Source organism: Microbispora oryzae (assembly GCF_017896165.1).
Taxonomy (GTDB): Bacteria; Actinomycetota; Actinomycetes; order Streptosporangiales; family Streptosporangiaceae; genus Microbispora; species Microbispora oryzae.
The window spans coordinates 76,578-100,979 of sequence record NZ_JAFCNB010000007.1 but is presented as its reverse complement, the minus strand read 5'-3'; the positions used below and the strand labels follow the sequence as shown (position 1 = coordinate 100,979).

The 24,402-nt window shown below is 73.2% G+C and carries 25 protein-coding genes; 15 read left to right on the top strand and 10 right to left on the bottom strand.

Annotated features, from left to right (window positions below; all coding sequences use genetic code 11):
- Nucleotides 1–117: 117 nt before the first annotated feature.
- Nucleotides 118–1,125 carry a LacI family DNA-binding transcriptional regulator gene (locus JOL79_RS15105; RefSeq protein WP_230984817.1) on the bottom strand — a complete coding sequence of 336 codons (1,008 nt, stop codon included), beginning with the start codon at nucleotides 1,123–1,125 and terminating at the stop codon, nucleotides 118–120.
- Between the two features lie 163 nt (nucleotides 1,126–1,288).
- Between JOL79_RS15105 and JOL79_RS15100 the strand changes: the two genes are divergently transcribed.
- Nucleotides 1,289–1,660 carry a DUF8711 family protein gene (locus tag JOL79_RS15100; protein WP_210156438.1) on the top strand — a complete coding sequence of 124 codons (372 nt, stop codon included), beginning with the start codon at nucleotides 1,289–1,291 and terminating at the stop codon, nucleotides 1,658–1,660.
- 114 nt (nucleotides 1,661–1,774) lie between these two features.
- On the opposite strand, the gene JOL79_RS15095 is transcribed toward JOL79_RS15100, so the two are convergent.
- The 4 genes from JOL79_RS15095 to JOL79_RS15080 all read right to left on the bottom strand — a co-directional run bounded on the left by JOL79_RS15095 (nucleotide 1,775) and on the right by JOL79_RS15080 (nucleotide 3,329).
- Nucleotides 1,775–2,002 (bottom strand): DUF6158 family protein, encoded by a 228-nt coding sequence (locus JOL79_RS15095; protein WP_210156437.1) that lies wholly within the window; start codon nucleotides 2,000–2,002, stop codon nucleotides 1,775–1,777.
- 10 nt (nucleotides 2,003–2,012) lie between these two features.
- Nucleotides 2,013–2,162, bottom strand: coding sequence for a hypothetical protein (locus JOL79_RS15090; protein WP_230984816.1), 150 nt, complete (start codon nucleotides 2,160–2,162; stop codon nucleotides 2,013–2,015).
- Between the two features lie 97 nt (nucleotides 2,163–2,259).
- On the bottom strand, nucleotides 2,260–2,481 hold the full coding sequence (locus JOL79_RS15085; protein WP_210156435.1) for a DUF397 domain-containing protein: 222 nt from the start codon (nucleotides 2,479–2,481) through the stop codon (nucleotides 2,260–2,262).
- Nucleotides 2,478–3,329: a helix-turn-helix domain-containing protein gene (locus tag JOL79_RS15080; protein ID WP_210156434.1), complete on the bottom strand. Its 852-nt coding sequence runs from the start codon at nucleotides 3,327–3,329 to the stop codon at nucleotides 2,478–2,480. Before JOL79_RS15080 ends, JOL79_RS15085 begins: the two co-directional genes overlap by 4 nt.
- A 146-nt stretch (nucleotides 3,330–3,475) precedes the next feature.
- Between JOL79_RS15080 and JOL79_RS15075 the strand changes: the two genes are divergently transcribed.
- From JOL79_RS15075 to JOL79_RS15055, 5 genes are all read left to right on the top strand, one after another.
- Nucleotides 3,476–3,994: an ATP-binding protein gene (locus JOL79_RS15075; RefSeq protein WP_210156433.1), complete on the top strand. Its 519-nt coding sequence runs from the start codon at nucleotides 3,476–3,478 to the stop codon at nucleotides 3,992–3,994.
- A 33-nt stretch (nucleotides 3,995–4,027) separates the two neighbouring features.
- Nucleotides 4,028–5,467, top strand: a complete 1,440-nt coding sequence (locus JOL79_RS15070) for an MFS transporter (RefSeq protein WP_210156432.1) — start codon at nucleotides 4,028–4,030, stop codon at nucleotides 5,465–5,467.
- 140 nt (nucleotides 5,468–5,607) lie between these two features.
- The gene (locus tag JOL79_RS15065) at nucleotides 5,608–5,748 is read left to right on the top strand and encodes a hypothetical protein (RefSeq protein ID WP_210156431.1); all 141 of its coding nucleotides are present in this window, start codon (nucleotides 5,608–5,610) and stop codon (nucleotides 5,746–5,748) included.
- A 220-nt stretch (nucleotides 5,749–5,968) separates the two neighbouring features.
- On the top strand, nucleotides 5,969–6,451 hold the full coding sequence (locus JOL79_RS15060; protein ID WP_210156430.1) for a PH domain-containing protein: 483 nt from the start codon (nucleotides 5,969–5,971) through the stop codon (nucleotides 6,449–6,451).
- Entirely contained in the window at nucleotides 6,448–8,073 is a 1,626-nt protein-coding gene (locus tag JOL79_RS15055; RefSeq protein ID WP_210156429.1) for a PH domain-containing protein, read from the top strand. The genes JOL79_RS15060 and JOL79_RS15055 overlap by 4 nt, the downstream gene beginning before the upstream one ends.
- Before the next feature lie 79 nt (nucleotides 8,074–8,152).
- On the opposite strand, the gene JOL79_RS15050 is transcribed toward JOL79_RS15055, so the two are convergent.
- Nucleotides 8,153–9,628: a M48 family metallopeptidase gene (locus tag JOL79_RS15050; protein WP_210156428.1), complete on the bottom strand. Its 1,476-nt coding sequence runs from the start codon at nucleotides 9,626–9,628 to the stop codon at nucleotides 8,153–8,155.
- 367 nt (nucleotides 9,629–9,995) lie between these two features.
- On the opposite strand from JOL79_RS15050, the gene JOL79_RS15045 reads away from it, so the two are divergent.
- From JOL79_RS15045 to JOL79_RS15020, 6 genes are read left to right on the top strand one after another with little or no spacing between them, the layout of a single operon-like run.
- The gene (locus tag JOL79_RS15045; RefSeq protein ID WP_210156427.1) at nucleotides 9,996–11,030 is read left to right on the top strand and encodes a rod shape-determining protein; all 1,035 of its coding nucleotides are present in this window, start codon (nucleotides 9,996–9,998) and stop codon (nucleotides 11,028–11,030) included.
- Nucleotides 11,027–11,842: a rod shape-determining protein MreC gene (gene mreC, locus JOL79_RS15040; RefSeq protein ID WP_210156426.1), complete on the top strand. Its 816-nt coding sequence runs from the start codon at nucleotides 11,027–11,029 to the stop codon at nucleotides 11,840–11,842. The genes JOL79_RS15045 and mreC overlap by 4 nt, the downstream gene beginning before the upstream one ends.
- Nucleotides 11,839–12,441, top strand: coding sequence for a rod shape-determining protein MreD (gene mreD / locus JOL79_RS34010; protein ID WP_307848530.1), 603 nt, complete (start codon nucleotides 11,839–11,841; stop codon nucleotides 12,439–12,441). The genes mreC and mreD overlap by 4 nt, the downstream gene beginning before the upstream one ends.
- Nucleotides 12,434–14,446, top strand: a complete 2,013-nt coding sequence (mrdA, locus tag JOL79_RS15030; RefSeq protein ID WP_307848529.1) for a penicillin-binding protein 2 — start codon at nucleotides 12,434–12,436, stop codon at nucleotides 14,444–14,446. The genes mreD and mrdA overlap by 8 nt, the downstream gene beginning before the upstream one ends.
- Nucleotides 14,443–15,606 (top strand): rod shape-determining protein RodA, encoded by a 1,164-nt coding sequence (gene rodA, locus JOL79_RS15025; RefSeq protein ID WP_210156425.1) that lies wholly within the window; start codon nucleotides 14,443–14,445, stop codon nucleotides 15,604–15,606. Before mrdA ends, rodA begins: the two co-directional genes overlap by 4 nt.
- A gap of 15 nt (nucleotides 15,607–15,621) precedes the next feature.
- Nucleotides 15,622–16,662, top strand: a complete 1,041-nt coding sequence (locus tag JOL79_RS15020; RefSeq protein WP_210156424.1) for a DUF2293 domain-containing protein — start codon at nucleotides 15,622–15,624, stop codon at nucleotides 16,660–16,662.
- A 13-nt stretch (nucleotides 16,663–16,675) separates the two neighbouring features.
- Here the strand turns inward: JOL79_RS15020 and JOL79_RS15015 are convergent, their stop codons facing one another.
- Together JOL79_RS15015 and JOL79_RS15010 are read right to left on the bottom strand one after the other, a co-directional pair.
- Entirely contained in the window at nucleotides 16,676–17,566 is an 891-nt protein-coding gene (locus tag JOL79_RS15015; RefSeq protein WP_210156423.1) for a serine/threonine-protein kinase, read from the bottom strand.
- Between the two features lie 41 nt (nucleotides 17,567–17,607).
- Nucleotides 17,608–19,542, bottom strand: coding sequence for an N-6 DNA methylase (locus JOL79_RS15010; protein WP_210156422.1), 1,935 nt, complete (start codon nucleotides 19,540–19,542; stop codon nucleotides 17,608–17,610).
- 59 nt (nucleotides 19,543–19,601) lie between these two features.
- On the opposite strand from JOL79_RS15010, the gene JOL79_RS15005 reads away from it, so the two are divergent.
- The 3 genes from JOL79_RS15005 (at nucleotide 19,602) to JOL79_RS14995 (ending at nucleotide 22,308) form a co-directional block, all read left to right on the top strand.
- The gene (locus JOL79_RS15005; RefSeq protein WP_210156421.1) at nucleotides 19,602–20,330 is read left to right on the top strand and encodes a PP2C family protein-serine/threonine phosphatase; all 729 of its coding nucleotides are present in this window, start codon (nucleotides 19,602–19,604) and stop codon (nucleotides 20,328–20,330) included.
- 104 nt (nucleotides 20,331–20,434) lie between these two features.
- Nucleotides 20,435–21,643 (top strand): sensor histidine kinase, encoded by a 1,209-nt coding sequence (locus tag JOL79_RS15000; protein WP_210156420.1) that lies wholly within the window; start codon nucleotides 20,435–20,437, stop codon nucleotides 21,641–21,643.
- A complete protein-coding gene (locus JOL79_RS14995; protein WP_210156419.1) occupies nucleotides 21,640–22,308 on the top strand; it encodes a response regulator in 669 nt (222 codons plus the stop codon). Before JOL79_RS15000 ends, JOL79_RS14995 begins: the two co-directional genes overlap by 4 nt.
- On the opposite strand, the gene JOL79_RS14990 is transcribed toward JOL79_RS14995, so the two are convergent.
- Together JOL79_RS14990 and JOL79_RS14985 are read right to left on the bottom strand one after the other, a co-directional pair.
- Complete coding sequence (locus tag JOL79_RS14990) at nucleotides 22,266–23,468, bottom strand: glycosyltransferase family 4 protein (protein ID WP_210156418.1); 1,203 nt, start codon at nucleotides 23,466–23,468, stop codon at nucleotides 22,266–22,268. The genes JOL79_RS14995 and JOL79_RS14990 overlap by 43 nt on opposite strands.
- A complete protein-coding gene (locus JOL79_RS14985; RefSeq protein WP_210156417.1) occupies nucleotides 23,465–24,349 on the bottom strand; it encodes a sulfotransferase family protein in 885 nt (294 codons plus the stop codon). Before JOL79_RS14985 ends, JOL79_RS14990 begins: the two co-directional genes overlap by 4 nt.
- Between the last annotated feature and the right edge of the window lie 53 nt (nucleotides 24,350–24,402).

The window sequence follows — 24,402 nt, the reverse complement described above, 5'->3', positions numbered from 1 at the left end:
AGTTCAGTCGGGGCGAGAGCGCGCGGCGCCGTCGGCGCGCACGCGCCGACGACCGTCCCAGTACGGGCATCATGGGGTCTGCCTTGGTTGCCGGCGTTCGCGGTTATCCGTGCGCGGCTATTCGTGCGCGGCGACCGCGTACGGGACCCCCGGACGGGCGGTGGACGACCGGACGACGAGCTCGGGCTCGAAGAGCAGCTCGTCCGTGGCGACGGCGGCGCCCTCCATCTGGCCGACCAGCACCTCGACCACGGCTCGGCCCATCGCCTCGATGGGCTGACGAACCGTGGTCAGCGGCGGGTCGACGCACGTCATCAGCGCGGAGTCGTCGTATCCCACCACCGACACGTCGTCGGGGACCCGCAGCCCGGCCCGCCGGGCGGCCCGGATCACGCCGAGCGCGAGCGGGTCGCTGCCGCAGACGATGCCGGTCACGTCCTGCCGGACGAGTCTCAGCGCCGCCGCGTGGCCGCCCTCCAGGGAGTGCATGGTGTGCTCGACCAGTTCGCCGCCGGCCGCCCGGAACGCCTCCAGCTTGCGGACGGACGGCATGTGATCCTGCGGGCCGACGATCAACCCGATCCGCCGGTGCCCGAGCGCCCGCAGGTGGCCGAGGGCCTGCTCCACCGCGATCTTGTCGTCGCAGGAGACCCGGGGGAAGTCCCAATGGCCGGCGGCGGCGTTCACCAGCACGGTCGGCAGGCGGCGCTCCACCAGTCTCAGGTAGTGCTCGTGGACGACCCCTGCCTGGGTGTACAGCCCGCCCGCGAACACCACGCCCGACACCTGCTGCTGCAGCAGCAGGTCGACGTAGTCGGCCTCCGAGATGCCGCCGACGGTCCGGGTGCAGAGCACCGGCGTGAACCCCTGCTGGGCCAGCGCGCCCCCGACGACCTCGGCGAACGCGGGGAAGATGGGGTTTTGCAGCTCGGGCAGCACGAGGCCCACCAGGCGGGCCCGCTCGCCCCGCAGCTGGGTGGGCCGCTCGTATCCCAGCACGTCGAGCGCGGTCAGGACGGCCTCGCGGGTCGCCTCGGAGACCCCCGCCTTGCCGTTCAGGACGCGACTGACAGTGGCCTCGCTGACCCCGACCTTCTTCGCAACCTCGGCGAGCCGTCGCGTCATGGCCGCAAGCATACGACGGCGCGCGGGCCGGACACCGGCGCTTGATCGACAGTGCTCGCGACCGGGCGCGTCATGCCGATGTGGGCCGTGTAAGCGCGATGTAAGTGATCCGCAAGCGAAGATCCCTAGTCTTGGCCCTGTCAGAAATCACCAGGAAGGCATCATGAACATCCTCAAGAACACCCTCGCCGTCGCCGCCGTGGCCGCCATTCTTCCCCTGACCGCGTGCGGAGGCTCCGACCAGGCGTCGGTGTGCCAGGAGGCGACCAAGGCGTTCACCGACTACAGCACCAAGGCGGGCGCCTCGGCGGGGAACATCGACGGCATCAACTCCGCGACCGCCGATCTCGCGGCCACGCTCAAGGACCTGTCGGGCAAGGCCGACGGCGACCTCAAGACCGCGCTGACCGGTATGGCCGACTCGTGGGCGGCCTTCAAGATCGATGTCTCGGACCCCGCCGCGGCCGGCAAGCTCACCGAGTTCGCCACGAAGGCGACCGAGGCCACCCGGCAGCTCGCCTCCGCCTGCTCGTAGCCTTCGTCGGCTTCCCCGGGTTCCTCAGCTTTCTTCCGCACCCCTCCACCCGGCCGGCCGCCTCTGCCCCTGAGGCGGCCGGCCGCGGCCGTCCCGGACCGCGTGCTCCCGCCCTCAGGCGTTGCGCAGCCTCGCCCCCTCACGCAGGCGACCCGGGTCGACCTGCCGGTCGGGGAAGCGCTTGAGATACTCCCCCTCAAGCTCCTGGGTCCGCGACGTGTGCCGCTCCAGCGCGTCGTCCGACCCGTGGAAGAGGGTCTCGGTCCGGGTGTCGTGCAGCCGGCGCAGCTCCCGGATCAGGTCCTCGTCGCCCAGCTCGGCAGGGTCGACTCCCATCGTCATCGCGTCCTCCTCACGCGTCGGTCGGGTTGTCCCATCGCTCGTCCGGGTTGCCGTCGTCCGGTCGCGCGTTCGGCGGATCCGTCGCCGAGGGAGCGTGCTCGTCGGCGAAATCCGGTTCGTCCTCGGTGTCGATATAACGACCGTCTTCTTCCCTCCGCATACGGTTCCCTCTGCCCGCTGACGGACCGGGCATTCATCGGCCCACGGGCGGAGGTACGGCCCGCACCCCGGTGTGCGGGCCGTACCGGCACGTGACGTCAGGTCAGGTCGAACTCACCGCCCTTGACGCCGTCGATGAAGGCCTCCCACTCCGTGGGAGTGAACAGCAGTCGCGGGCCTTCCGGGTCCTTCGAGTCGCGTACGGCGACACCCCCGTGGAGCAGGGCGACCTCGACGCACTGGTTGCCGACCGTGTTGGAGCGCGCCGCCTTGCGCCACACGGCTCCAGGCAGGGCGGCCGTCGTTCCGGTTCCCCTCATCGTCCTGACATCTCCTTCTCGACCGAATCGATCTTCTCCAGGGATTTCTCCGGGCCGAGCGCGGCGGCACGAAGGTGATCGAAGACCTGGACGTACGCGTTGACCTCGTCAGGGGCCTCCAGGTAGAGCTCGCCGCCCATGTTCTCCAGGAACACGACGTCCGGATCCCGCGCGTCGGGGAAGGCGAGGATGGCGAGCGGCGTGCCCATGCCCAGGTAGGCGCCGGAGTCGAACGGAAGCACCTGGAGGGTGACGTTCGGCTGGACGGCCGCCTCCCGCAGCCTGCGCAACTGCTCCGCCATGACGGGCGGGCCGCCGACGGGCCGCCGGAGCGCGGCCTCGTCGAGGACGACCCAGAGCTCAAGGGCGTCCGGGCCGGTGAGGCGGCGCTGCCGCTCCATCCGGACCGCGATCCGCCGCTCGACCTCCGCGGGGTCGTTGACCAGAGCGGCGCCGACGACGGCGCGGGCGTAGGACTCGGTCTCCAGGAGTCCCGGCACGAGCAACGGCTCGTAGTTCCGGACCGAGGCGGCCTCCGCCTCCAGTCCGACGTACGGCCCGGGGAGCACATCCCCGTAGGCGTGCCACCAGCCCCGTCTTCCGGCCTCGCGGGCGAGCCCCAGCAGGGCCTCCCGCTCCGACCCGTCCACTTCGTAGAGGTCCAGTAGGTCGCGCATGGTCCGGCCCTGTGGCCGGGCTTGTCCGGTCTCGATCCGATACACGGTGGAAGCCGCCATTCGCAGGCGCTGCGCAACGTCCTCCCGGGTATATCCGGCCTCACGTCGCAGGCGGGTCAACTCAGCGGAAAGCCGCCTGAGCCGGACGGTCGGTCCCCCACCCGTACGCATGAGACGATATCCCTCCTATCAAAAGGAACTACGCATTCGTGCATTCGCCGTATTGCGTGGCGGAATTCCAAAGTGCAGGATGAACGCAGTCTGGCACGGACCTCGACTCGGCATCTTCAGGCGGGTGCACAGGGAGTTATCGCAGGATGACAATTCTCAACCTCTCGGGGAGAATCGCGATCTCACGGCCCTTCTCCGGGGACCCGTCGCAGGCGCGCGCGGCCCGCCGGTTCGTGGCCGCCCACCTGGGCAAGGACCATCCCTGCCTCGACGACGCGGTCCAGCTCACCGGCGAGCTGGTGGCCGAGTCTCTGCGCCACGCGGCCACGTGCGGGAGCCGCCCCGACTACACCGTGGCCGTCACCTCCACCCCGGCCTCGGCCCGGGTGACCCTGTCCACGCGGGCCTGCGGATGCTGGACGTCACCCCAGCTCACCCCGGGCCGGGGGGTGCACCTGGTGCACCTGTTCACGCACCATTGGGGCGTGTCCGCCAGCAGGACCGGCGTCTGCGTGTGGTTCGAGCTGGGACTCGAGACGGCGCAGGCCGGCCCCGGCGAGGACGCCGTCGCCGGGCCGCTCCTGGAGAAGGAGTGCCAGGGCGATCCACACGACGCGGTGAACGCCCGATCGGGCGGCCCGCATTTTCCCGGCCAGACGGGGTAGTTCGGGCGGCATATCTTCCGAGAAGGGAACGATATGCCGCAAATCAGCACGGATATTCCCGCACGGCTGGACCGGCTTCCGTGGGCCCGCTGGCACTGGATGGTGCTCGTCGGCCTCGGCACCGTCTGGATCCTCGACGGTCTCGAGGTGACCATCGTGGGGGTCATCGGCCCCCGCATCACCGACAGCGGCAGCGGGCTCGGGCTGACGGACAGCGAGGTGGGGATCGCCGCCGGCGTCTACGTCGCCGGCGCGTGTCTCGGCGCCCTCTTCTTCGGTCACCTGACCGACAGATTCGGCCGCAAGAAGCTGTTCATCGCCACCCTCGCGCTCTATCTGGCCGCCACCGTGGCCACCGCGTTCTCGCACGACGCCTGGTACTTCTTCCTGTGCCGGTTCTTCACCGGCTCCGGCATCGGCGGTGAGTACGCGGCCATCAACTCCGCCATCGACGAGCTGATCCCGGCCCGGGTGCGGGGCACGGTCGACCTGGTCGTGAACGGCTCCTTCTGGCTCGGCACGGCGCTGGGCGCCCTGGTGGCGATCCCGGCGCTCAACACGGCCCTGTTCCCGGCCGACCTCGGGTGGCGGCTGCTGTTCGGCCTCGGCGCCGTGCTGGGCGTCGGCATCCTGCTGGTCAGACGACTGGTGCCGGAGAGTCCGCGCTGGCTGTTCATCCACGGCCGGGACCGCGAGGCCGAGGACATCGTCTCGGGCATCGAGCGCCTGGTCCGGGAGGAGAGCGGCCGCGACCTCGGCCCGGCCCGAGGATCGATCACGATCAAGCAGCGGGAGCACACCCCGCTCACCGAGGTGGCGGCGACCCTGCTGCGCCGCTACCCCAAGCGGACCACGGTCGGTCTCGCGCTGTTCGTGGGCCAGGCGTTCCTCTACAACTCGATCTTCTTCACGTACGCGCTGGTGCTGTCGACGTTCTTTAAGGTCCCCGACAGCGGCACGGCCTGGTACCTGATCCCGATCGCGGTCGGCAACTTCCTCGGCCCGGTGCTGCTCGGCAGGTTCTTCGACACGGTCGGGCGGCGCGTCATGATCGGCGGGACATACGTCCTGGCGGGCCTGCTGCTGATCGGCACCGCCCTGCTGTTCGACGCCCACGTCCTGAGCCCGGTGACGCTCACGGCCTGCTGGATGGCCGTCTTCTTCTTCGCGTCCGCGGGCGCCAGCTCCGCGTACCTGACGGTCTCCGAGATCTTCCCGATGGAGACGCGGGCGCTGGCCATCGCGCTGTTCTACGCGGTGGGCACGGGGCTGGGCGGCATCATCGGGCCGGTGTTGTTCGGCCGCCTGGTGGAGAGCCAGAACGTCGGCAACGTCGTATTGGGGTACGTGGTCGGCGCCGTGCTGATGATCGCCGCCGGGCTCGTCGAGTGGTTCATGGGGGTCGAGGCGGCGCGCCGTTCCCTGGAGGACATCGCGCAACCGCTGAGCGCGCAGGAACCGCAGCCGGCCTGAGGCGGGCGCCGGCATCCACCGGTGCGGAGTAGCGCCGACCGGCCCGCCCGTACCGGACAGTGATAACCAATACCACTGAACGGGTATCAACCCCCGCAGATGCGCACGTAGAGCGCATCTTCCTACAAACGGGGGAAATCATGGCTGAGGATCAGAAGAAGAAGCCGGTGAAATCCACCGGCAAGGCGAAGCGGACGGCCATCAAGGAAGCCAGGAGCGCCAAGCAGGCCAAGAAGGCCGGGCGCGATTCCGACCCGAGCGGCACCCCCGCCACACCCTGATCGACCTGGCCGTGCGCGGCGCGGGTGCGCCGCCGTGGCGGCCGTGATCTGACGGCCGGGCCCGCCTCGCCGCCCCGGGCCCGGCCCGCCGCCCGCCACCCGCCGTCCGGCAACTCCCCGCATCTGTATGACGAGTCATATGACATTCGTCCCACCAGAATCAGGATGGCCAACACTGCGACATATCAGCCTGGTCGGGCAGAGTTGAGATGTGGACAGCATGACCCTTCGCCCCCCGAGTCACCGCGTGAGCCGCGCCGCCATCCGCTACTGGGCGACGCGCGCCGCCGTCGGCTGGCTGATCATTCTCGCCGCCCAGATCGCCTGGATGTCGATGGCCGACGGTGACCGCCCCCTCCGGATCGCCGGCATCGTCGCGACCGTCGTCCTGGGCGCGGCGCATGCCACGATCATGCCGCAGTGGCGCTACCGGGTGCACCGATGGGAGATCTCCCCGGCGGCCGTCTACACCCAGTCGGGCTGGTTCAAACAGGAGTGGCGGATCGCCCCGATCTCCCGCATCCAGACGGTCGACAGCCAGCGGGGGCCGCTCGAACAGCTCTTCCGGCTGGCCAACGTCACCGTCACGACGGCCTCGGCGGCAGGTCCGATCAAGGTCGAGGGCCTCGACCGCGACACCGCCCGGCATCTGGTCGGCGAGCTGACCGCCTCGGCACAGGCCACCGCCGGAGACGCCACATGAGCGTCCCCGAAGAGGCGGGCTGGCGGCGGCTCAGCGCCCGCATGCTGGTGATCCACCCGTTCCAGGAGGTCGTGCGGGCCGCCCCCGCCCTGATCGGCCTGCTGTTCGCCGGGTCGAGCGGCGGCGGAGGGGGCCACTTGTGGAGCCTCGGCGCGGTCGCCGTCGTCGTGCTGCTGGGCATGCTGAGGTGGTTCACGACGACCTATCGCGTGACCCCGGAACACGTTCAGGTCCGCAAGGGGCTGCTCCACCGGAAGGTGGTGACCGTGCCTCGCGACCGGGTCCGCACGGTCGACGTCACCTCCAACATCCTCCACCGCGTGTTCGGCCTGGCCCGGGTCGAGGTGGGGACCGGCAGGTCCGACCGCAAGCGGGGCGGCGAGCTGCGGCTCGACGCGCTCACCGCGGCGGAGGCGGCCGGCCTGCGGGTCGAGCTGCTGCACCGGCGGGACGCCGGCGCCACCGCCTCGCCGGTCCTCTCCTCCGCGTCCCCCGGGGCCGCCGAGTTCCCCGGGGCCGCCGCCGCGGTCGGGACGGGCGGGGAGGAGACCGAGCTGGCCGTGCTGCGGCCCAGCTGGATCGCGTTCGGCCCGTTCACCCTGTCGGGGCTGGTGGCCGTCGGCGTCATCGCGGGCTTCGTCTCCCGCCTCGCGTCGGAGGGCAACGTCGACCTGCGGAAGCTGGGGCCGGTCCGCCACAGCTGGGACTGGCTCGGCGCGCAGTCTCCGGCGCTGGCCGTCGCGACGGTCGTCGTCGTGCTCGCGCTCTTCGTCGGCCTCGCCTCGACCATCGGCTATCTGCTCGCCTTCTGGGGCTTCCGGCTGACCCGGCACACCGGCGGCACCCTGCACGTGACCCGCGGGCTGGTCACCACGAGGGCGACCACCATCGAGGAACGGCGCATGCGCGGCGTCGAGCTGAGCGAGCCCCTGCTGCTGCGCGCGGTACGCGGCGCCCGGGTGATCGCGATAACCACCGGCCTGCGGGTCGGCCAGGGGGCCCAGCGCGGCGGATCGATGCTGCTGCCGCCGGCGCCCCGGGCCGCCGCGGAGGCGGTCGCCCGCACGGTGCTGCGCGGCGCCCCCGAGCCGTCGCCGGTGACCGCCCCGCTCCGGTCGCACGGGCGGGCGGCCCTGCGCCGGCGGTTCACCCGGGCGCTCGGCGTGCACGCCCTCATCGTCGCGATCTTCTTCATCCCGTGGGAGTGGTCCGATCTGGCGGCGTGGCCCTGGCTGACCGCCGTCGCCGTGCTGCCCCTGACCGCGGTGATCGCCGCCGACCGGTACCGAGGCCTCGGTCACGCGATCGCCTCCGGTCACCTGGTGTCCCGGTGGGGCTCCCTGGTCCGGCGGCGGGTGGCGCTGGAGTGCGACGGCGTCATCGGCTGGACGGTCGAGCGGTCGTTCTTCCAGCGGCGGGCGGGCCTGGTCACGCTCACCGCGACCACCGCCGCCGGCCGCCAGGGTTACGCCGTCCAGGACGTCGAGCTGCCCGAGGCGCTGCGGCTCGCCACGCAGGGCTCGCCGGGGCTCCTCGACCCCTTCCTCGTTCCCGCTCCCGGCACGGCTCCCGGCGCCGTCTCCGCCGGGCCGGCGCCTGCCGCCCCTCTGGGGCAGGGATGACGGATACGGACCACGGATACGAACCGGGGACCCACGGATAAAGCCGGATAGAGCCGGATCGGGGACGGATGGGGGACGGTCAGGCGGCGGGCACCGCGACGGGGCGGGTGGCGGAGATCCCGACCTGGGCGAACCACGCCCGCAGACCGGCCACCGCCGGCGGGTCGGCCACCAGCCGCGCCGTGTAGTCGCCGAGGTCGACCTCGGCACCGGTGGTGAGGTCGAGCAGCCGGGCGGGACCCGCCCAGGACAGCGTCCAGCGGGCCCTGCCCTGTGTGATCAGCACGCCCTGGATCGCGCGGGCGACGACACTGGGCAGCAGATCGGGCGCCGGCTGCCAGCCGAGCCGGAGCAGCTCGTCGTGGAGGGCCGGGGCCTGCCCGCGGGCGAGCGCCTCCAGTGCGGCGTCGACGCTCGGCCCGGGGCCGCCGACGACCCGGTGACCGGCGACCGCCAGGTCACACATGGCCTCCTCGTTGACGCTCGCGAAGAGTCCCCGGGCCACCAGCTCGTCCCAGGGCAGCGGACGCAGCCGGAGCGCGTCCTCCGTCCAGAAGCTCCGCTCGACCGCGCCGGCGGCGACCGCCGGGTCGCGCAGCAGCGCCAGTCCCGGCCTCGGGTCGTACCCGTGCGCGGCCTCCGGCAGGGCCGCGATCGCGGCCAGCCGCTCCCCCAGGCTCGGATGGGAGTCGTACGGCCCGGCCTCCTCGTCGCCGTCCGCCTGGACGATCTCGCCGCGGTGGACGCCGGCGAGCGCGTGGAAGCCGCCGAACAGATCGGCCGGGCGGCCGCCCGCCATGCCGGTCATGGCGACGTACCGGTCCAGGAAGAGCCGCCAGACCGTGGCGGTGCCGTGCACCTTCCGCAGGGCGGTCCCGGCGGCCTCGCGGCTCGTGATGGCCACCGCGAACCGGTCGGCCTCCAGTTCCTGCCTGCGGGAGACGGCCAGCGAGACGCGGAGGAAGAGCTTCGCGTAGTAGTAGAAGATCCGCTGCACGAAGGCGTGGTTGCCGAGGGAGCGGACCGCCGCGATCACCGCCACCCGCCCCCGGTAGACCGGCGCGCCGAGGCGCGTGTGCGCGCCGCTGTAGTGGCCGAGCTCGTGACCGAGCACCGCGCGCGTCTCGTCGACGGTCAGCGTCATCAGCAGCGGCATGCCGATGTACATCCGCCGGCGGCCGGCTCGCAGCCCCAGCCAGCTCGTGTCCTCGCCCACCGCCGCGTTCACCTCGGCGACCAGGCGGATCTCGTCCGGCGGGCGGGTGCCCACCCGGGCGGCCAGCTCCTCGACGGTCTGCCAGAGGAGAGGCTCGTGCTCGCGTCCCACCGCGACGCCCGTCTCCTCCTCCTCACGCCGCCGGTTGACCAGGACGAGCCCGCGCAGCAGCGCCAGCGCGGCCAGGGTGAGCACGACCGCGTCACGCAGGGGGCCGGCGCCGTGGTTCCGTACGGCGACGACGTCGACGAGCACGGTGGCCCCGAGCAACGCGGCCACCAGTACGTAAAACCCGGCCAGCAGGCCGAACGCCAGAGCCGCGCGGATCGCCGTGGTCATGCCAAGCTCCATCGAGGAGGGATCAGGACGGTTGAAATTAATGGATTTGACGGCCTATGTCATTAGATTTCGACAAACACGCAGAACGAGACGCGAGCGCCAGGTCCGGAGGCCGAAGCGCGCCTCGCCTGCACTTCTTCTGCACTTCTTCTGTGCTTCTTCCGCACTTCCCACTCGCCTCGTACGAGATGGGCACGTTCCAGGAAACATCCGATCCGGTTGATTTAGACCGAGCCGGTGCACCAAACTACTGGCGTGATCGGCCACCGGCTGATCACGGTGCCGCGCGTCCTCCAGCCCCCGGGCGCGTCCTTTCACGAACTCGGCGGCCACGCCGTGCTCTCCCTGTCTGAAAGCTAGGTCGGCGATGGGTTTCCCGTTTGGACTGCTCGGCCGGGACCTCGCGGTGGATCTCGGTACGGCGAACACGCTGGTCTACGCGCGCGGCAGGGGCGTCGTCCTGGACGAGCCGTCCGTGGTGGCGGTCAACATGCACACCGACCGCGTCATGGCGGTCGGGACGGCCGCCAAGGAGATGATCGGGCGGACACCGCCGCACATCGTCACGATGCGGCCGCTGAAGGACGGAGTGATCGCCGACCTCGACGCGGCCGAGCGGATGCTGCGGCACTTCATCCAGCGCGCCCACCCCAACCGCTTCCTCGCCCGGCCCCGCGTCGTCGTCGCCGTGCCGAGCGGCACCACGGGCGTCGAGCAGCGCGCGGTCCGCGAGGCGGCGTACGAGGCGGGCGCCCGGCGGGTGCACATCATCGAGGAGCCGATGGCGGCGGCGATCGGCGCGGGCCTGAACGTCGGCGACACCAGCGGCAACATGGTCGTCGACATCGGCGGCGGCACGACGGAGGTGGCGATCGTCTCCCTGGGCGGGGTCGTCGTGGCCAAGTCGGTCCGGGTCGGCGGCGACGAGCTCGACGAGGCCGTCGTCGCCTACGTGAAGAAGGAGCACGGGCTCCTCCTGGGCGAGCGCACCGCCGAGCACATCAAGATCACGCTAGGGGCCGCCCGGCCGGGCGGCGACGAGAGGGCGTCGACGCCGATCCGGGGACGCGACCTTGTGACGGGGCTGCCCAAGACCGCGACCATCACCCGCGGCGAGGTCAGGGAGGCGATCGAGGACCAGGTGCAGACCATCGTCGACGCCGTCCAGACCACGCTCGACCAGTGCCCCGCCGAGCTGGCGGGCGACCTGCTCGACAACGGCATCGTGCTCACCGGAGGCGGCGCGCTCCTCGACGGCCTGGCGGAACGGCTCGGCCGCGCGATCGGCATGCCGATCCACCTCGTGGACGAGCCCCTCCGGTCGGTCGTCCTCGGCGCGGGCCGGTGCGTGGAGCGCATCGACGAGATGCGGGACGTGTTCCTCCCGGACAACCGCCGATGAGGAGCGCCGGCCGCCGGGTTCCGGTGCTGCTGGTCCTGCTGTCCCTCCTGCTCGTCGCGGCCGACCGGTGGTGGCCGCTGACTCCGCTGCGGTCGTTCGGGTCGGTCGTGTACGGCCCGATCGAGGACGCGTCGTCGGCCGTCGCCCGCTGGGCCTCGGGCGGCGGCGCGCGGGAGCGCCTCGAAGCGGAGAACGCCCGGCTGAGGGGGGAGCTGCTGGCCGCCCGCCGGAACGCCGCAGCCCCAGTGACAGGCCCAGCGACAGGCACAGCGACGGGACCGGGGCCCACAGCGGGCCTGGCCGGCTACCGGGTGGTGGCGGCGCACGCGATCGGCTTCGGCTCCGACCAGACGGTCACCCTCGACGTGGGGACGGGTGCCGGGGTGGCCGGGGACATGACCGTCGTGGACCGCGACGGCCTGGTGGGCCGGGTGGTCCGCGCCGGGCCCACGACGTCGACGGTGCGGCTGCCCACCGCGGCGTCCGCCTCGGTCGGCGCCCGGCTGGAGGGGTCGCGCGAGGTCGGGCTGGTGACCGGTGTGCCCGAGAAGGGTCTGCTACGGCTCAGCCTGCTCAACTCCGACGCCGCCGTGCGGGCCGGCGACCGGGTCGTCACGCTGGGGTCGCAGGGGATGCGGCCCTACGTCCCGGACGTGCCCGTCGGCGTGGTGATCAAGGTCGAGGGCACGCCGGGCGCGCTGACGCGGACCGCCCTCGTCCGGCCGTTCGCTCGCTTCACCGCGCTCGACCTGGTCACGGTCGTGCTCTCCGGGCCCGATCCGCTCCCCGGCGGCGAGGAGGGGCCCGGGTGAGAGCCGCCCTGCTCACGGTGGCGGTCGTCGTCCTGGCGCCCGTGTTCCAGGTCATGGTGGTGAACGGCCTCGGCCTGCCCGGCGGCGGCCCCGACGTCGTGCTCGTCGCGGTGGTGGCCCTGGCGTCGCGACCGCGGCCGCCGGTGGCCGCCCTGCTCGGGTTCGCCGCCGGGCTCGCCGCCGACGTCGCTCCCCCGGCCGACCACACGATCGGGCGTACGGCCCTCGTCCTGTGCCTGGCCGCGTGGGCCTGCGCGCGGATTCCGGCTCGGTCCCCCAGCCGGTTGAACGGCCGGTTGGACGGCCGGTCCCCCGAGGAGACCACACGGCTGGCCGCGGGGACCGCGGCGGCGGTCGCGGCGGTCGCGACACCGCTGCAGGCCGCGCTCGCGCTCGTCCTGGGGGACGCCTCGTGGGACGCCGTCCTGCACCGGACGCCCGGCGTCCTCTGCTGGACCGTCCCCGCCGCCGCCCTGGTCGCGTACGCGGCCGCCCGCCTGCCCCGCGCGCGGGGACGCCGGCAGGGGTACGGACGAAGGTACGGCCGGGGCTACGACCGGACGCTACGGCGGCACCGGCCGTGGAGGTACGGTGCGTAGACGCCCGTCCCTGGGACGGATCGCGGTGCTGTACGTGACCGTGACGGCGCTGATGCTGACGCTGCTCGGCCGCCTGTGGTACCTGCAGGTGACGACCGGGCCCGACTACGCCAGGGCCGCCACCCAGTCGCGGGTGCGCACGGTCGCCCTGCCGCCGGTCCGCGGGCGGATCCTCGACGTGCACGGCGAGCCGCTGGTCGCCAACCAGACCCGGCCGCAGGTCTCGGTCGACTACATGGCCCTCATCCATCAGCCGGACGGCGGCCGTGCCGTGCTGGAACGGCTCGCCGGGGCGCTCGGCCGGCCGTACCGGGAGATCGCGGACCGGGCGCGGCTGTGCGCCGCGGACGTCCCCCGCCCGTGCTGGCCGGGCTCGCCGTACCAGCCGATCACGGTGGCCGACGACGTGGACGTGCGGACCGCCCTGTGGATCGCCGAGCGGCAGGACGAGTTCCCCGGGGTGAGCACGGCGCTGCGGCCGGTCAGGACCTACCCGCTCGGCGCGGCGGCGGCCCATCTGCTGGGGTATCTCCAGCCGCCGTCGCCGGACGACCCGCCGGGCGGTCCCGAGCTGGTGGGGCGCGACGGCCTCGAGTCGGAGTACGACCGGGAGCTGGCGGGACGCAGCGGCGTGCGGCAGATGGCGGTCGACAGCACGGGCAAGGTCACCGGGTTGATCCGCGAGGAGGATCCCCGGCCGGGCGACTCCCTGGTGACGAGCATCGACGCCCGGATCCAGCGGATCGCGCACAGGGCGCTGACCAGGGCCGTCGAGGGGGCCAGGAAGCGCGGCGAGCCCGCGGACGCCGGCGCCGCGGTCGTGCTGGAGGCGGCGACCGGCCGGGTCACGGCGCTGGCCGACTACCCGAGCTACGATCCCGAGGTGTGGACCGGCGGCGTCTCGCAGCACGACTACGAGACCCTGCCGCTGGTCTCCGGGGCCGTGCTGGGCCAGTGGGCCCCCGGCTCGACGTGGAAGGTGACGTCGGCGGCGGCCGCGGCGACGGCCGGGTACGCGCTGCGCGACACCTACGACTGCCCGGGGGCGTACACCGTCGGCGGCCGGGCGTTCCACAACTTCGACGGCATCGCGCTCGGCCGCATGGACATGCGCCGGGCGCTGGTCGTCTCCTGCGACACGATCTTCTACCGGCTGGCGGACAAGATGTGGCGGCACGACGGCGGGCTCAAGCCGGTCCGGCGGCCGAGGGACCCGATGCAGGCCATGGCCGGGCAGTTCGGCTTCGGCGTCCCGACCGGGGTGGACCTGCCCCACGAGGCGGCCGGCCGGGTGCCCGACCGGGCCTGGAAGAAGGCGAGCTGGGCGGCGACGCGCACCGCGAACTGCCGCCGGGCCCGCACGGGCTACCCGGACGTGCCCGACCGGGCGCGGGCCGCCTACCTCAAGAGACTCGCGGACGAGAACTGCCGGAGCGGCGGCGTCTGGCGGGCCGGCGACGCGGCCAACTTCGCCATCGGCCAGGGCGACGTCCTGGTGACCCCCCTCCAGCTCGCCCGGGGCTACGCCGCGCTCGCCAACGGCGGCACGGTCTTCAGCCCGCGGATCGGCAAGGCCGTCGTCGGGCCCGGCGGAAAGGTCGTCAGGACCGTCACGCCGCCCGTCGTGGGCCGGATCGACGTGCCCCGCAAGACCCTGCGGTACATCCGCGACTCGCTGAAGGGGGTGCCCCGCGAGGGCACGGCCGCCGCCGCGTTCAAGGGCTTCCCGTTCAAACGGCTCTCCGTCGCCGGGAAGACCGGTACGGCCGAGGCGTACGGCCGGCATGACACCTCCTGGTTCGCGTCCTTCGCCCCGGCCGCCCACCCCAAGTACGTGGTGGTCGTGGTGGTGTCGCAGGGCGGCACCGGCGCGACGGCGGCCGCGCCCGCGGCGCGCGAGATCTGGGAGGGCGTCTACGACCTCCACCCGGCCAAGAAGAAGAAGGACGCGGGGAAGAAAAAGACCGGGAAGAAGTCCGGCGAGAAGCACAAGAGGGCGCGATGACCGCGTTCCCGCCCGCGCGTCCGCCGGGAGCGCGGTCCACGTCGCGGTCCACGTCGCGGGCGGGGGCGCGAGCGGGCGGCTTCCCGTGGGGCGTGGCGCTGCCCGCCGCCGCCCTGTCGGGCATCGGGCTGCTGCTCGTGTGGTCGGCCACCCGCAACGACCCCGGCTCGACCCTGCCGGAACGGCAGACGCTGAGCGTGCTCGTCGGCTTCGCCCTGATGTGGCTGCTGTCGCGGTGCGACGCGCGGGTGCTGCGGGCGTACGTGCCGGTCGTCTATCTCGGCGGGCTGGCCGGGCTCGTGGCGGTGCTCACTCCGCTGGGCCGTACGGTGAACGGCTCGCACGCGTGGATCGTGCTCGGCCCCGGGCTGCAGTTCCAGCCGTCGGAGTTCGCCAAGGTGGGGACCGTCCTCGCGGTCGCGGCGGCGCTCGGCGAGCTCAGAGACGGGGAGCGCCGCCCGCCCGCGGGGGCGGTGCTGCTCGCGCTGGGGCTGGCCGCCGTCCCGATCGGGCTGATCATGCTGGAGCCCGACTACGGCACGATGCTCGTCTTCGCCACGATCGTGGCCGGGATGCTCCTGGCCGGCGGGGCGCCGAAGCGCTGGTTCGCCGGGCTCGCGGGGATCGCCGCGCTGGCGCTGCTGCTGGTGTGGCGGCTCGACCTGATCCGCCCCTACCAGCTTCAGCGGGTGATGGTGCTGGCCGACCCGGACGCCGACCCGCTGGGCGTCGGCTACAACGCGACCCAGGCGCGGATCGCCATCGGCTCCGGCGGGTTGCTGGGCAAGGGCCTCTTCCACGGGGAGCAGACGGCCGGTCACTTCGTGCCGGAACAGCACACCGACTTCATCTTCACCGTCGCCGGAGAGGAGCTGGGGTTCGCCGGCGCGGCCTGCGTGATCGTGCTCATGCTGGTGCTGCTCTGGCGGGGGCTGCGGATCGCGGCGACCGCACCCTCGCCGTTCGGGACGGTGCTGGCGGGCGGGGTCGTGTGCTGGCTGGCGTTCCAGACGTTCGTCAACGCGGGCATGACGATGGGCCTGCTGCCGATCGCCGGACTGCCGCTCCCCTTCGTCTCGTACGGCGGCTCGGCGACGATCTCCGTCTTCGCGGCCGTGGGGCTGCTCGCGGCGGCCGGGCGGCGGAGCACGCTCCGATAGGGCAGTCTTGGGGGAATGCACAGCAAGCTCGGCGGCCGGGTGGCCCAGTCGGCGGAGATCGCCCTGGCGGCCCGCGGATACGTGACCGCGATCGACGTCCTCACCGGCCTGCGGTGGCTGCACTCCCGTCACGTTGAGACCTGGCGGCAGGGTCGCGCCGACGCCCTGGAACGGCTGGCCGCCGTCGACGCCGCGCGGATGGCCGAGGCCGTCTGCCATCTCGGCGAGTGGGCCGCCGGGCGCGGCCTGCTGCCCAGCGAGACGGCGTACGCGGCGGCGAGCAGGGACCGCCGCCCGCTGCGCTTCACGGCGACCGGGGACGACGAGGTGGAGCGCCTGTTCCGGGTGCGCTGGGTCTCCCCCGACGTGGGTGAGGCGCGCAGGCAGCGGATCGCCGAGCGGCTCGACCGCGCCCCCGACCTCGTGGCCGTCGCCTCCGGCGACCCGTGGGCCTGCGCCGGCTGCGGCGGGACCGGGCCGTACCTGATCATGGAGGACGACCGGCCGCACTGCCTGACCTGCACCGACCTCGACCATCTGGTGTTGCTGCCGGCCGGCAACGCGGCCCTCAGCCGCCGCGCCAAGAAGGAGAGCGGCCTGTCGGCGGTGGTCGTCCGGTTCAACCGCAGGCGCAAGCGCTACGAACGGCTCGGCGTCCTCGTCGAGGAGGACGCGCTGGCGCGCGCCGAGGAGAGCTGCCTCGTCGACGAGGAGGTGCGGTTGCGCCGCCGCGAGCGCGACCGGGAGCGGCGGGCCGGGCAGGACGTCGTGTTCGAGGCGCGGCTGACGGAGGAGATCCTCCGGCTGTTCCCGCGCTGCCCCGGGGAGCGCGCCGCCGCGATCGCCGGGCACGCCGCCTCGCGCGGCAGCGGCCGGGTGGGCCGCACGGCCGCGGCGCGGGCCTTCGACGAGAACGCGGTCACCCTGGCCGTGGTGGCGAGCGTGCGGCATCTCGACACCGACTACGACGGCCTGCTGATGTCGGGCGTGCCACGCGGGACGGCCCGTGAGCGGATCCGTCCGCGCGTCGACGAGGTGCTGGCGTCCTGGCGCTGACCCGATCGCTCCGTCAGCGTGCCCGGCCGACCATGCGGGCGTACATGCGGCCGGGGCTCGGCACGGACGCCGGGTGGAGGAAGCCGGGAAGCATGGGCAGGTCGACGGCGAACGGCTGCAGCCGTTCGTACAGCTCGCAGGCGTCCGAGGGCCGGTCGGCCGGATCCTTCTCCAGCAGCTGGGCGATCAGGCCGTCGAGCTCGGCGGGCACCCCCGGCACGCGCGGGGGCCGCTCCTTGACCTGCTTGTCGAAGACGGCGTACTCCGTCGGCCCGGTGAACAGCTGCCGCCCGGTCAGCATCTCGTGCAGGACGCAGCCGAGCGAGTAGAGGTCGCTCTCCGGGCCGGCGACCCCGCGCTTGATCTGCTCGGGAGACATGTACGCCGGGGTGCCGAGGATCTGGCCGACCCTGGTGAACTGGACGACGTCGGCCTCGCGCAGCATGGCGAGCCCGAAGTCGAGCACCTTCACGCTGCCGTCCGGGCAGAGCATCAGGTTGGTGGGCTTGAGGTCGCGGTGGCAGATCGACAGCGCGTGCGCGGCCGTGAGCACGGCGCACGCCTGGGCGGTGATCGCGGCCGCCCACGGCACCGGCAGCGGCCCGTGCTCGCTGAGCAGGTCGGCCACGGTGACGCCCTCGATGAACTGCATGACCTGGAAGAGACGCTGCTCGTGGGTGCCGAAGTCGTAGAGGACGGGCGCGCCCGGGTGCTCGAGCCGGGCCAGGATCCGGGCCTCCCGGATGAACCGGCGCTCCAGTTCCTCGTCGGGCCCGTCGGGGAACCGGAGGAACTTCACCGCCACCTTGCGGTCGAGGCGCCGGTCGTGCCCGCCGTAGACCGCGCCCATGCCTCCCTGGCCCAGGGGCAGGTCGTCCAGCTCATACCGGTCGCCGATGACCAATGCACCCCTCCCGTCGACCATTCGCGCAAAAAGCTACACCTTCAACCTCGGGGGCGTAGACGTCCGTCGGCCAGCCCGGCCAGGCCGATCCGGGCCAGCTCGTCGCCCAGCGCGGCCGCCTCCCGCAGCCCGTCCTCCACCGCGAGCAGCCGCCGGAACGCCCCGCCGTACGTCCGCTGGCCGGGTAGGGGCAGCCGAGGGACGCGGGCCCGGCGCAGATCGGCCCGGCTCGACCCGAGGTGCGGCCGGGCCCCGCCGAGCGTGAACCGCAGGAAACCGGCCAGGAACTCGGGGTCGAGCCGCTCGGGGTCCGGCCGGAGCAGGCTGAGCTGCGGCCCGAGGACCGCTCCTCCGGTGTCCGCCACCCTGGCCGTGACGGGGGAGGCGACGACGTCACCGGCCCGCACGCGGACCAGCCCGGGGGCCGGGGCCGTCCAGCCGCTCGGCGGGCCCGCGGACAGCAGGTCGTCGACCGTGAGCACGGGCACGGCGTCGTCCCGGTCGCGCTCCCCCACCTCGCGCAGCGCCGAGTGGTGCACGGCCAGCAGGCCCGCCTTGGCGAGCTCCGCCACCGAGGTCTGCGACCCGTCCCAATCCGGCCCGCCGTCGGCGAGCACCTCCAGGTCGGGGATCGCCGCCAGCAGCGCCCCGGCCGCCTGTTCGAACCGGTCGCGGGCCGCGGGGTAGCGACGGGCGTCGCTGTGGGGCGTCAGGTGCCGCGCGGGGCTGAGGTCGACCTCGTCGTCCAGGAGGTCGATGATCGGCACGCTACGGCTGCCGCCCGGCTGGTCACGGCCGGACAGGGAGGCGTGCCAGGCCGCCTCGACCAGCTCCAGGCCCGCCTCCGCGTCGGAGGCGTCGGCGACGAGCAGCGTGCCCGGCCGGCGTCCGCCCTGCTCGGGGCGGCGGAGCAGCCACAGGTCGGGCCCGCCCGCCGAGAGCGTCGCGACGGCCCGCAACGCGCCCGCGCGCAGGAGGTTGGCCCGGATCCGCCGGCCCGGCCGGCGGCTCGCGGCGGCCGACGGCATCAGGACGGCCACCAGGCCACCAGGCCGCACATGGGCCAGGCAGTGCTGCACCCAGGCCAGCTCGGGCTCGCCCCGCGGCGGCATGCCGTACTGCCAGCGGGGGTCGCCGACCAGTTCCTCGTGACCCCAGGCGCGCTCGTTGAAGGGCGGGTCGCAGACGACCGCGTCGGCCTGCCCGCCGGGGAAGGCGTCGTGCCGCAGGGCGTCTCCTGCGGCGACCACGGCGTCCCGGCCGCGCAGCAGCAGCCGCAGGGCGGCGAGCACCGCCGGCACCTCACCCGCGTCCTGGCCGAGCAGGCGAGGGCCGCCACCGGCCTCGGCGGCGCTGATCAGCAGAGTGCCGAGCCCGCAGGCCGGGTCGAGCACCGAGGACGCTCCCGGGCAGACCAGCCGCGTCATGAGGGCCGCCACGTCCGGCCGGGTGAGGGAGAGCCTGCGGCTGTGCACCTCGACGTAGCGCTCGCAGAGGAACTCGAACGTCCCGGCGTCGCCGTACCGCTCGGTCATCGCGGCGACCTGGCGGAACAGCTCCGGGTCGGCGGGATCGTCACCGGGTGGCCGGGGCAGGCCCGTGGTCGCGGCGGCCACGGCGTCCGGCAGCCGTTCGGCGAGGTCGGGCGCCTGCGAGAGCCGCGCCCAGCCATCCGGGTCACGCCGCCGGTAGAGCAGGAACGCCCCCACGTGCCCGAGCACCTCGCCGAGCCGCAGGTCGTCCGCGATCTGCCGGAGCCGCTGCCACACCCGGTCGCCCGGCGACACCGCGTACGACTTGCCGTAGCGGCGGAGCCACGCCTCCACCTCGGGCAACGAGAAGAGCGGGCTGGACGCGGTGCCGCCGACCGGCTGGGGGAAGTCCTCGTATCTGCGGCGCCAGTTGCTGACCGCGGCCCGCCCGACCTCGGCCAGCCGGGCGATGTCCCCGGCGTTCACGGTGGCGTCCTGGCTCATGGACCCGAGGATACACGCCATGCTTGTGAAGTCACTCAACCAATGATTTACTCAAAACCATGACGCACAACCGCATTCGTCACGCCGCCGGAACGGACGTGGGGCGTTCACGCAGCAAGAACGAGGACTCGTTCCACGTCGGCGAGCGCCTGATCGCCATCGCCGACGGAATGGGCGGGCACGGCCACGGAGAGGTCGCCAGCGCGGCCGCGATCGCCTCCCTGGCCGCGCTGGAGTCGGGGCCGCTGCCGGACGACCCGGTCGCCGCGCTCGACGCGGCCGTCCTGGAGGCCGGCCGCCGGCTGAGCGACCTGGCCGACCAGGACCCCTCGCTTGAGCGCATGGGCACGACGATCACCGCCATGCTGTGGGACGGCGAGAGCCGGTTCGCGGTGGCGCACGTCGGCGACTCCCGGGCGTACATGCTCCGCGACGGCGCCCTCTACCAGATCACCCGGGACCACACGCTGGTCCAGTCGCTGGTGGACGACGGGCGGATGAGCCCCGACCAGGCGGCCCGGCACCCGAACCGGTCGCTGCTGCTCCGGGCCCTGGAGACCACCGGGCCGGCCATCCCCGACCTCTCCCTGCGGGACGCCTACCCCGGCGACCGCTACCTGCTGTGCTCGGACGGGCTGACCACGGTCGTGGAGCCGGAGACGCTCCACCAGGTGATGACCACCGTGAACGACCCGCAGGACGTGGTGCGGCAGCTCATCGACCTCGCCAACGAGGGCGGCGGCCCCGACAACATCACCTGCATCGTCGCCGACGTCGAGGCGGCCTGACCCGTGCCGGGCCGCCGGGGGCGCGGCGTACTCCCCGGGGAGTAGCGCCGGATGCGTATCGAGGGAGGATGTGCCGGGACGCGCGGGCGGTCTACGCTGCCCGCATGAGGGGTGATCGCGCCTGGCGGGCGCACCTGGCCCTGCCTGCCCTCGCGGCCGGGGTCGCCGTGCTGCTGGTCGCCGGCGCGCTGGCACCGGCCGTACGGGGGACGGTCGGCCTGCCGGGATATCTCGCCATGGCCGGCGGCTCCCTCGCCCTGCTCGCGACCCGGCGGACGCCCGTCGCCGCCCTGACCGTGGCCACCGCCTGCATGCTGGCCTACACGTTGTCGGTCCCCGCACAGACGTCCTCCGCGTTCCCCGTGCTGATCACGGTCTACGCCGTGGCCGTGACGGGCCGCACGGTGGTCGCCGCGGGGGGCAGCGGCGTCTTCCTGCTCGGCGCGCTGCTGATCCAGCTCGCCGACCCGGGTGTCCGGCCGCCGGGCGAGATCGTGGATCGGACCGGTCTGCTGGTCGGATGGTTCGTCGCGGCCAACATCGCGGGGACCGTCACCCGGCAGCGCCGGGCCCACCTGGAGCACGCCGAGCAGCGCGCCCTGGACGCCGAGCGCACCCGCGAGGAGACGGCGCTGCGCCGGGCGGGCGAGGAACGGCTGCGGATCGCGCGTGAGCTGCACGACTCCCTCACCCACACGATCTCGATCGTCAAGGTCCAGGCCGGTGTCGCCGTACATCTCTCGCGCAAGCGCGGAGAGGACGTGCCGCCGGCGCTGCTGGCCATCGAGGAGGCGAGCGGCGAGGCGATGCGCGAGCTGCGGGCGACCCTGGAGCTGCTCCGCGACCCCGGCGAGCAGCCCGAGACCCGCGTCGACCGGCTGGGCGAGCTGGTCGAGCGGGCCAGGTCTGTGGGGGTGCGGGCGACCCTGTCGACGGGCGGCGCCGTACGCCCGCTGCCGCCCGAGGTCGACTGGGCCGCCTACCGCATCGTGCAGGAGTCGCTCACCAACGTCGCCCGGCACGCCCCCGGCTCCCAGGCCACCGTCCGCGTCGCCTACGAGCCGGACGCGCTGGTCGTCCGGGTGGACGACGACGGACGTCGGGCGTCCGTCGTCTCCGAGTTCGCGACCGGGGGCTCGCACCGGCCCGGCGTGGGCCTGACGGGCATGCGGGAGCGGGTGAGCGCCCTCGGCGGGCAACTGCTCGCCGGTCCGCGGCCCGAAGGGGGTTTCGCCGTACGGGCCGAGCTGCCCCTGACGGCATCGGGACGGGCGGACGTCTCCGCGGGTGAAGACGCCAGGGGGGCCGCGTGATCAGGGTGCTGCTCGTCGACGACCAGGCGCTGATCCGCGCGGGATTCCGGGCGCTGCTCAACTCCGAGGACGGGATCGAGGTGGTCGGGGAGGCCGGGAACGGCGAAGACGGCGTGTCCCTCGCCCGGCGGCTGGTGCCCGACGTGGCGCTCGTGGACATCCAGATGCCGGACCTGGACGGGATCGAGGCCACCCGCCTCATCTGCGCCGACCCGCGGCTGGCCGCCGTCCACGTGGTGATCCTGACCAACTTCGGGCTGGACGAGTACGTGTTCAGCGCCCTGCGCGCGGGCGCGAGCGGCTTCCTGCTGAAGGACACCGAGCCCGCGGAGCTGCTCCAGGCGATCCGCGTCGCGGCGCGGGGCGACGCGCTGCTGTCGCCGGGCATCACCCGCAGACTGATCAGCGAGTATGTCTCCCGGCCGCCCGAGGGCGTGCCGGTGACCGCGCTCGGCGCGCTGACGCAGCGCGAGCGCGAGGTCGTCGCCCTGGTGGCGCGGGGCCTGTCCAACGCGGAGATCGCCCGGCACATGGTGATCAGCCCGCTGACCGCCAAGACGCACGTCAGCCGGGCGATGACGAAGCTGGGCGCGCGCGACCGGGCCCAGCTCGTCGTCTTCGCCTACGAGTCCGGGCTGGTCACCCCGCGTGAGACGGCCCGGTAGCCGTCACCCAGCGGCTTGCCGCCGGTGAGGTCGAGGAACAGCTCCTCCCACATCGGCATGACGGCCTCCGGCGCGTAACCGCGGGCGGTGACGGCCGCCGCGCCGCCCAGCCGCAGCCGCAGCTCCCGGTCCGACACGAGCCGGTCGAGCGCGGCGGCGAGGGCGTCGACGTCCCGCTGCGGCACGAGCAGGCCGTCGACCTCGTGGGTCAGCACGTCACCCGGGCCGGTCGGGCAGTCGAAGGCGGCCACCGGCAGCGCGTGGCTCATCGCCTCGATCATGACCATGGGGAGCCCCTCGAAGCGGGAGCTCAACGCGTACACGGAGGCGCGGGCGAGTTCCTCGGGCAGCCGGGAGGTGCGCCCCTTGAGCGACACCTGCGCGCTCAGCCCGTGCTCGCTGATCAGTCCGCGTAACTCGGCCGTCTTGGGCCCGGTGCCGAAGATGCGCAGCCGCCACTCCGGATGCCGCCGCACGACCTGGGCGAACGCCGGGATCAGCAGGTCGAACCCCTTCTGCGCGACGAGCCGCCCGGCGGCCACGATCACAGGGTTACGCTGCCGGGACGGCTCCCGCCCCACCGTCTCGACGGCATTGGGGATGCGGACGATCGGGGTGCGCGGCAGCAGCCGCTGATACTCCTCGCGGTCGGTCCCGGTCAGCACGGCGACCGCGTCGAAGGCGTCGTAGTGGCGGGCGATCTCCTGACGGATGGTCTCCGGATAGGCCGCCAGATTCATGTGCTCCTGCGCCACCCGCACCACGGACGGCCTGCCCCGCCGCGCCGCGATCAGGTTCAACGCGGGCCGGGTGGTCACCAGGATGCCCTCGTCCACGGAGGAGACGTAGTCGATCACGGCCTTCTCCACCCGCTCGGTGAAGTAGGACGCCGCGAACTCGCCGTGCGGGACGATCTTGCCGCGGAGCCGGCGCCACACCTTGCGCCCCACCCCGTCTGGCCGCACGCCCTCCCGCTGGTCGACCAGCGGCACGAGCGACACGGCGGGGTCGAGGGCGAACTGCGGCTCCTCCCGCCGCCGTACGACACTGACGATCTCCACGTCGTGGCCGATCGCCGCCATCGCGTTCGCCTGGTTGACCACCGTGCGAATGGTTCCGCCCATGCCGTAGGCGTGGAGGAGCACATAGCGGATCCTCACGAGGCGTCGCCCTCCTTTCCGGGCAGGTAGCCCCACGTGCGGCACATGGGTCTGAGGATCTCCGGTATCTCCTCCGCCGCGGGCAGCTCGCGGCCCGGCTGGACGGCGCCCGAGCGGATCTTGTCCTTCCAGTCGCCCAGGCCCTTCTGCACCACGTCCTGCGCGCCGTAGCCGAGCATGCCCGGCTCCCAGACCACGCCGAGGAAGTCGCAGACGGAACGGGTCACCCGCTCCGGATCCGCCGTCAGGTCCTCGTACCGCACGGTCAGGCCGTGCAGCGCCTTCCTGGCGCGCTGCACCGCCTTCATGTAGCGCAGCGCGTCGGCGGCGGCCTCCTCCCGCGTCCGCCGGTCCGGCGCGGCCTCGTACCAGGAGGCGGCGATGGACGCGGGGTGCCGCAGCAGGAACACGAACCGCGCGTCCGGCCAGCAGGTGGAAATGCGCTTGTACGCGAAGGCGTTCGCGGGGGTCTTGTCGACGATCGTCCGTTTGCCGCTCCGCACCAGCTCGCGGTGGAGCACCCGATCCCATAACAGGTGTTCGAGGTCGGCCTGGTTGTGCCCGAGGGCCCCCATCGCCTTCCTGGCCAGTGGAGTGCCGAATCCGACCGTCAGGCGGCGGACGTGCAGCTCGTGCGGGGCGTGTAATTCGGAATGGGCGTTGAGCACGGCGCGCAGCAGAGTGGAGCCCGATCTCACCGGGGAGAGGATGAAGACGGGGGCCTCCAGCAGCCGATCGGCCGCCGGATCCGCGGGCGGGCGGACCAGTTCCTCCGGCGCGGCGGCCGGGGAGGAATCGGCCGGCGAAGGTCCGCCGACCCGGGTGAGGCGCACGCCCGCGAACTTGACGAGCGCGCCGTTCATCTTGCGCTGCCAGGTCATGCCGCTCGACGCTACCCGTCGATTCGGGGAATTCTCTGAGACCGCGTGGTGAC

Bases quoted from the DNA above. Each gene is read 5' to 3' on its own strand.
- JOL79_RS15105 (WP_230984817.1), bottom strand. From the start codon at position 1,125: ATGACGCGACGGCTCGCCGAGGTTGCGAAGAAGGTCGGGGTCAGCGAG.
- JOL79_RS15100 (WP_210156438.1), top strand. From the start codon at position 1,289: ATGAACATCCTCAAGAACACCCTCGCCGTCGCCGCCGTGGCCGCCATT.
- JOL79_RS15095 (WP_210156437.1), bottom strand. From the start codon at position 2,002: ATGACGATGGGAGTCGACCCTGCCGAGCTGGGCGACGAGGACCTGATC.
- JOL79_RS15090 (WP_230984816.1), bottom strand. From the start codon at position 2,162: ATGCGGAGGGAAGAAGACGGTCGTTATATCGACACCGAGGACGAACCG.
- JOL79_RS15085 (WP_210156435.1), bottom strand. From the start codon at position 2,481: ATGAGGGGAACCGGAACGACGGCCGCCCTGCCTGGAGCCGTGTGGCGC.
- JOL79_RS15080 (WP_210156434.1), bottom strand. From the start codon at position 3,329: ATGCGTACGGGTGGGGGACCGACCGTCCGGCTCAGGCGGCTTTCCGCT.
- JOL79_RS15075 (WP_210156433.1), top strand. From the start codon at position 3,476: ATGACAATTCTCAACCTCTCGGGGAGAATCGCGATCTCACGGCCCTTC.
- JOL79_RS15070 (WP_210156432.1), top strand. From the start codon at position 4,028: ATGCCGCAAATCAGCACGGATATTCCCGCACGGCTGGACCGGCTTCCG.
- JOL79_RS15065 (WP_210156431.1), top strand. From the start codon at position 5,608: ATGGCTGAGGATCAGAAGAAGAAGCCGGTGAAATCCACCGGCAAGGCG.
- JOL79_RS15060 (WP_210156430.1), top strand. From the start codon at position 5,969: ATGACCCTTCGCCCCCCGAGTCACCGCGTGAGCCGCGCCGCCATCCGC.
- JOL79_RS15055 (WP_210156429.1), top strand. From the start codon at position 6,448: ATGAGCGTCCCCGAAGAGGCGGGCTGGCGGCGGCTCAGCGCCCGCATG.
- JOL79_RS15050 (WP_210156428.1), bottom strand. From the start codon at position 9,628: ATGACCACGGCGATCCGCGCGGCTCTGGCGTTCGGCCTGCTGGCCGGG.
- JOL79_RS15045 (WP_210156427.1), top strand. From the start codon at position 9,996: ATGGGTTTCCCGTTTGGACTGCTCGGCCGGGACCTCGCGGTGGATCTC.
- mreC (WP_210156426.1), top strand. From the start codon at position 11,027: ATGAGGAGCGCCGGCCGCCGGGTTCCGGTGCTGCTGGTCCTGCTGTCC.
- rodA (WP_210156425.1), top strand. From the start codon at position 14,443: ATGACCGCGTTCCCGCCCGCGCGTCCGCCGGGAGCGCGGTCCACGTCG.
- JOL79_RS15020 (WP_210156424.1), top strand. From the start codon at position 15,622: ATGCACAGCAAGCTCGGCGGCCGGGTGGCCCAGTCGGCGGAGATCGCC.
- JOL79_RS15010 (WP_210156422.1), bottom strand. From the start codon at position 19,542: ATGAGCCAGGACGCCACCGTGAACGCCGGGGACATCGCCCGGCTGGCC.
- JOL79_RS15005 (WP_210156421.1), top strand. From the start codon at position 19,602: ATGACGCACAACCGCATTCGTCACGCCGCCGGAACGGACGTGGGGCGT.
- JOL79_RS15000 (WP_210156420.1), top strand. From the start codon at position 20,435: ATGAGGGGTGATCGCGCCTGGCGGGCGCACCTGGCCCTGCCTGCCCTC.
- JOL79_RS14985 (WP_210156417.1), bottom strand. From the start codon at position 24,349: ATGACCTGGCAGCGCAAGATGAACGGCGCGCTCGTCAAGTTCGCGGGC.